At 71.3% G+C, this 6,246-nt stretch carries 5 protein-coding genes; 2 read left to right on the top strand and 3 right to left on the bottom strand.

Translation table 11 applies throughout. The annotated features are described in order from the left end of the window. Positions 1 to 124 precede the first annotated feature (124 nt). On the top strand, positions 125 to 1,513 hold the full coding sequence (locus tag C665_RS17740) for a GTPase/DUF3482 domain-containing protein (RefSeq protein WP_004325030.1): 1,389 nt from the start codon (positions 125 to 127) through the stop codon (positions 1,511 to 1,513). Between the two features lie 124 nt (positions 1,514 to 1,637). Here C665_RS17740 and C665_RS17745 read toward each other — a convergent pair whose 3' ends face one another. Continuing rightward, on the bottom strand, positions 1,638 to 1,916 hold the full coding sequence (locus tag C665_RS17745) for a type II toxin-antitoxin system HicA family toxin (RefSeq protein WP_004325032.1): 279 nt from the start codon (positions 1,914 to 1,916) through the stop codon (positions 1,638 to 1,640). A 34-nt stretch (positions 1,917 to 1,950) separates the two neighbouring features. Then, a complete protein-coding gene (locus C665_RS17750; protein ID WP_231570625.1) occupies positions 1,951 to 3,399 on the bottom strand; it encodes a PEP-CTERM sorting domain-containing protein in 1,449 nt (482 codons plus the stop codon). A gap of 187 nt (positions 3,400 to 3,586) precedes the next feature. On the opposite strand from C665_RS17750, the gene C665_RS17755 reads away from it, so the two are divergent. Continuing rightward, positions 3,587 to 4,642, top strand: coding sequence for an SPM autocatalytic domain-containing protein (locus tag C665_RS17755; RefSeq protein WP_004325036.1), 1,056 nt, complete (start codon positions 3,587 to 3,589; stop codon positions 4,640 to 4,642). A 176-nt stretch (positions 4,643 to 4,818) separates the two neighbouring features. Here the strand turns inward: C665_RS17755 and C665_RS17760 are convergent. Beyond that, the coding region (locus C665_RS17760; RefSeq protein WP_004325037.1) for an ATP-binding domain-containing protein at positions 4,819 to 6,246 on the bottom strand (1,428 nt) is incomplete at its 5' end.

The following is a 6,246-nucleotide window of genomic DNA, read 5'->3' on the forward strand; positions in this document are numbered from 1 at the left end:
CGGAGCAGGCCGGGCGGCTGCGCCAGTGGCGCGAGGGCCTGGCCGGGATCGGCCTGGGCGAGGCGGCGGCGCTGGCGGACGCGGGCGCCGCGTGCGGCTGGCTGGAACGGGGAGACGAGGCCCGATGAACGACATCCTGCGCGTGGCCGTGGTCGGCCACACCAACACCGGCAAGACCTCGCTGTTGCGCACGCTCGCGCGCGACGTGGGCTTCGGCGAGGTCTCCGATTCCGCCGGCACCACCCGCCACGTCGAGGGCCTGCGCCTGATGGCCGACGGCGTGCCGGCGGCGGAGCTCTTCGACACCCCGGGCATGGAGGACGCGATCGCGCTGCTCGAGTTCATCGACGATCTGGTCGACCCCGGCGAGCGTGTCGACGGCCCCGAGCGCGTGGCGCGCTTCCTCGCCCGCGACGAGGCCGCCGGCCGCTTCGAGCAGGAGGCCAAGGTGCTGCGCCAGATGCTGGCGAGCGACGCTGCGCTCTATGTGGTGGATGCGCGCGATCCGGTGCTGCCCAAGCACCGTGACGAACTCGAGCTGCTCGCCGCGTGCGCGCGACCGCTGCTGCCGGTACTCAACTTCATCGCCGATCCGGTGGCGCGGGCGGACGACTGGCGCGGCGCGCTCGCCCGCCTCGGTCTGCACGCGGTGGTCAGCTTCGACACCGTGGCGCCGCCGCTCGACGGCGAGCGCGAACTCTTCGACACCCTGGCGACGCTGATCCACAGCCACCGCGGCCGCCTGCAGGCCCTGATCGAGGCGCGTGCGCGCGAGGCCGCGGCGCGTCGCGAAGCCGCCCGCCGCCTGGTCGCCGAGCTGCTGGTCGAGCTCGCCGCGCGCCGTGACCGCCTCGCCGATTCCGAGGACGACGAGGCTGCGCTGCAGCGCGCGGTCGAGCGCCTGCGCGCGGACGTGCGCAGTCGCGAGCAGGCCTGCGTGGACGCGCTGCTGCGCCTGTACCGCTTCCGCGCCGACGACGCGCGCATGGCCGAGTTGCCGCTCGCCGACGGGCGCTGGGACGACGACCTCTTCAACCCCGAGACCCTGCGCCAGATGGGCGTGCGCCTCGGCACCGGCGCCGCCGCGGGCGCGGCAGCCGGCGTCGGCATCGACCTGATGACCGGCGGCCTCACGCTGGGCGCCGCCGCCGCCCTCGGCGCCATCGCTGGCGGCCTGTGGCAGACCTTCGGTCACTACGGAGAGCGCCTCGCCGCCAAGCTGCGCGGCCACCGCGAGCTCACCGTGGACGACGCCATCCTGCGCATCGTCGCGCTGCGCCAGCGCAGCCTGCTGGTCGCGCTGGACGGGCGCGGCCACGCCGCGGTGAAGCCCATCGAGCTCGATGCCGGGCGCGCAGGCATGCCGATGATCGCCGACCCGGTGAGCGTGCGCTGGCGCAAGGATGCATTGCCCGAGGCGATCGGCCGCGCCCGCGCCCACCCCGAGTGGGCGGAGGCGGACGGCGGCCACAAGGACGAGGCGATCGCGGAGCTCGCGCGCGCGCTCGCCTGAGCGACGCCCGTCGAGGACGCGTGCGGCCTGCCGGCTGGAGCGCCCGGATTCCTGCGTCGCACGCCTCCGGGCGCGTGGCGCGGCGGCGAAGCCCCGCGACCGCGATGCGGTCGGGCGCGCTGCGTCAGCCCGTGCCGTCCTGGTAGCTCGACGGCGACACGCCGGCGCTGGCGAGGAATTCGCGCAGGTCCTTCACCGCCTGCTTGCCGAAGTCGCTGCCGTGGTGCGGGTGGTGCAGGTAGAACTCGCGCCGGTTCAGCACGACGCGGAAGCGCGCGCCGTGGCCGCTTTCGACCTCGGCGCCGAGGTGGCTCAGCAGCGACTCGACCTCGCGCCAGTGCAGGTTGCCGGCCGGCGGATCGCGGAAGATCGCTTCCAGGGTGTGGCGATGCTTGTTGCTCATGGCGGACTCCGGGCGAAGCGGGAATCCCCTCATGCTAGCGCAGCGAGCCTCCGGCGCGGCAACTGCGTCGCAGTCCTCCGAGCGCCAGCACCGCCAGGGCCAGCAGCGCGAGCGAGGACGGTTCCGGCACGGGAGTGAAATTGGTGGTGATCGGGGTCATGCGACCGGTAAACCGGCCATTCCCGGTGAAACCGATCTCGGTCACGAAAGCCTGCACATCGGTCGGATCCAGTCCTGCCGACGGCTCGATGCCGAGCACGCGGAACCGATCCACGCCGCCGCCCGTGAAGTCGAAGCGCTCTCCTGCGTCCAGAAAGGTTTCGAACACGAAGTCGGCGAGGTTCAGGTCGTAAAGCCAGAGTTCGAAGATTCCGTCACCGACGTTCGGCAGGGTGACGCTTGCGAACAGTGGATCCCCGCTGCCGATCTGATAGTCATAGCCGACCGCGACCACCGGATCGATCAGGATGGTCTCGCCGGCCCTCACCTCGATGTCGAAGTTGAAGTTTCCCGCACTGTCCACGCTCGGCAGGTAGATCGTCCTGTCGCCGGCGTCGTCCGTGAGCGGGGTGAACTCGAAGAAGGTGCGTGCGCGGCCCTTGATCAGGCCGGGTTCGGCGGATTCGAGGATCACCGCCACTTCGTACTTGCTCCCCTGCTCCAGGCCGCTCGGCAGCCCGGGAAGCCCGCCGTTGCTGAAGGCCTGATCCAGGGTGTAGCCGTTGCTGCCCAGCGGCAGGACGGCCTCGTGCACGAGCGTCGCCGCGGTGATGCGCCCGGGCTCCTCGGCGTCGATGCGCCGAAGCTGGATACGGATGTTGGTGATCGGCGCGGTGGTGTGCGGGACGGTCCACGACAGGGTGGGGGCGAGGCCGCCGCCGGTGATCGCGACATCTTGCAGGAAGGGCAGGTTGACGCTGCTGTCGTAGTCCGGGGCTGTGACCCACTTCGTGGTTTCGCCGCCGGGGGCGGACGGGTTCTCGATTCGCAACGCGAACGGGGTCGCGTCCCAGGCGGCGAGCTGCCCCTGTACGAAGGGATTGGCGAGATTGAAGGTCGTCGTGTAGTCGTTCTTGCCGCCGCCGCCGCCGGATTGGAGGCCGACGAACTGCAGGCGGGTATCGAGCCCAGGAGTGGAGGGGTGCGTGACGAAGATCGCGGTCTCGCCGCCGTTCGAGCTCTGATCGTAGAAGTCCGTATCCGGCGAGGGGGTCACCCTTGCGCTCACGCGCAGGCGGTCCGTACCCGCACCGGCAAAGAAGCGGCCAGCGCCGAGCCGGTCGTTGAATACCTGGACCATGTCGACACCGATGTCGAAGGGTTGCGAGGCGATGGCTGCTGCGTGGCTGCTGGAGACGGTCGCCGCGGCGGCGAGGGCGAGCAGAAATCGATAGGCTCTTGGGGCGGACATTCGTGATCTCCCGAGCTGGATGTCATCGAGGAATGCGAGGGATGTCGGTGCGTGGGCTGCAATCGAGCGCATATTCAATATAGAACGTGTTCATGAATGCTCAACGAGTTTCTGATGCACCTCGAATACCTTCGCCCGTCGACGGCGCGGCGCGGGCGTCGGTCCCCGCAGATGGACTTCGAGGCGGCCGATCGCGGTCAAGGAACGTGACGGGATGTCGTTAGGTGTACCGGTCAGTCACCTTTGCGAGGCCTTAGACATGAAAGTCACCGCGTCCAGTGTCGAGCTCCAGTCCTCGCACCGTTTCGCCCAGTCGCTGGAGACCCGTGAGCGCCTCGAAGTCTGGCGAGGCACGCGCGATTCCGGCTCCGCAGCGGAGAGCACGCAGCCCCCGGTGGTGGCGCTCTCCGCCGCGGGCCAGAACGCCCTGGCGGCCGAGAGCGCGACTGCGGCGGTGGACGCGGTCGCCGAGGAGGCAGTCGAAGACGATCCGCGCCTCGCCATGCTGATCCGCATGATCGAGTTCCTCACCGGCGAGCCGGTGCGGCGCTTCAGCATGCGCGACCTGCAGTCTGCCGACGCCGCCGAGTCTGGCTATGAGACCGGAGCAAACCCGGGTACGAGCGGCCAGGCTGGCGCACGGCGCGCCGGCTTCGGGCTCGAATACGACTTCAGCAGCCGCTTCAGCGAGACCGAGACGATTGCCTTCGGTGCCGCCGGCGTGGTGCGCACCGCGGACGGTGCCGAGATCCGTTTCGAGCTCGGCTTCGAGATGTCGCGCAGCTACACCGAGTCGGTGGCGGTCAGTGTGCGCGCCGGCGACCAGCGCCTGAAGGATCCACTGGTGCTCGACTTCGGCGGCCCCGCGGCGGCGCTCTCGGAGGTGCGCTTCGACTTCGATCTGGATAGCGACGGCACCAGGGAGAAGCTTCCGCTGGTGAGCGGCAGCGGCTTCCTCGCCTTCGACCGTAACGCCAATGGCCGCATCGACGATGGCCGCGAGCTCTTCGGACCCGCCAGCGGCGACGGCTTTTCCGAACTCGCCCGCCTCGACGACGATGCCAACGGCTGGATCGACGAGGCCGATGCCGCCTGGTCGCAGTTGCGCGTGTGGCGGCCGGATGCGGCGGGCAAGGGCAGCGTGCGGTCGCTGAGCGAGGCGGGCGTCGGCGCCCTCCACCTCGGCCGCGTGGCGACACCGTTCAGCCTGAAGGGCGCTGCGAACGACACCCAGGGCGTGATGCGCGCGAGCGGCGTCTACCTGCGCGAGGACGGTGGGGTCGGCACGCTGAGCCAGGTCGACCTGAAGGTCTGAGCACGCAGCGGCGCGGCATCCTGCGTCGCAGCCCGACGGCCGCTCGCGACTCGCGTCGTTCCTGCAGCGCGGCTCCAGGAACGTGGTGTTTTTCGCAGGAGCGACGCGAGTCGCGATGGCGGCGGTTGGGTAGCGCTACGTTTCCCGGAGACCCGCCGCGTTCGGGGGGCGGCGCCTCAGCCCGCTTCCGCGACCGGCGCGAGCGCGGCCGCCGCACGCTCCGACGCCACCAGGATCAACTTCATCGTCGCCCGCGTGGCGCCGACGAAAAGCTTGCGCATGGTGAGCTCGTCCATTCGCCCGCCCGTCGTCTCGAAGTCGATCTCGGTAAACAGGATGCAGGGCGCCGACTGGCCCTTGAAGCGATACACCGAATCGATCAGCAGTTCGCCCTGCGAGTGCTCCGGCTCGCCGAGCAGGTCGTAGCGGCCGGTGAAGGCGCGCAGGCGGTGGGGGCCGAGGTGGTCGAGCGGGGTGAAGCGCGAATGCTCGCGGCCGCGGAAGGTCAGCAGCACGATCGCGTCGCGGCGGAAGCCCAGGCCGAGGGCGCGCGTGATCGCGCGTTTGGTGGCATCCATCAGCCCGGCTTCGTCGCGCCAGGCGAAGATCTCCGGTTCGCTGTCGGTCACCGGGCTGCCGGCGCGCACCGGGGCGGGCAGTGGCAGGCGGGCGTTGAGGAGTGCGAGCACGTCGGCCGGGGTGCGGTAGTTGGTGTCGGCGCTCAGCCCCACCCAGCCGGGCAGCGCCACCGGCGGACGGTCGTAGAGGTTCTGCAGCGGGTCTTCCAGCCACCAGGCGCGCCCCGCCGGCTTCAGCAGCGCGAGCAGGGCATCGCGCCAGGGCTCGGTGAAGTCCTGGCCCTCGTCGATGATGAGCTCGTCGAACTGCCAGGCGGGATCGGGCTGCTCGCGCACCAGGGTGGCGAAGTCCGCCTCCATGCGGCGGAAGGCGCCGGGCGCGCCGAAGGCCGGCTTGCGGCCGGCGTCGCGCACGCGGCGGTCGCAGAGCTGGTGGTAGGTGGCGATCTCGCCGCCGGCAGGCGCGATACGCGCGAAGTGGTCGGCGAGCGGACGGTTGTAGCACACGTAGAGCGGGCGCCGGCCGGCGGCGAGCGCGTCGGTGTAGGCGGCGAGCGCGAGCTGGGTCTTGCCGCTGCCGGCGGTGGCGGTCACGCGCAGGCGGTGCGGCTCGACCACGATGCGGCGCGCCCACTCGGTGAGCCCGCCCGACAGCCGGGTGGTGAGGTCTTCGACCTGGCCGATGTGCGACTGCACGTCCGGCACCAGCTCGAGCAGGTCGGCGAAGAAGCGGTGGAGGGCCTGGCGGTGCGCGGCGTCGAGCGCCGGGTCGCCCTCCTGCGGCCGCGTCAGCGCGGCGACGATCGCGGGGAGCTGGTCGCGCCGGCCGGCGTCGACGATGCGCTCGGGGTCGAGTCCGGCGGTGCCGGGCTGGCGCACGCAGTGGTCGGGGCAGTGCAGCAGCACGTCGAGCACGGGCTCGGTGCCGTCGAGCAGCGGGCGCAGGCGGGCGCGCAGGGCGTCGGCGTTGCGCGCGAGCTCGACGCTGAGCTGCGCCGCGCGGCGCCTGCCGGGGCGCAGCAGGCC

This window comes from Thauera aminoaromatica S2 (assembly GCF_000310185.1).
GTDB lineage: Bacteria > Pseudomonadota > Gammaproteobacteria > Burkholderiales > Rhodocyclaceae > Thauera > Thauera aminoaromatica.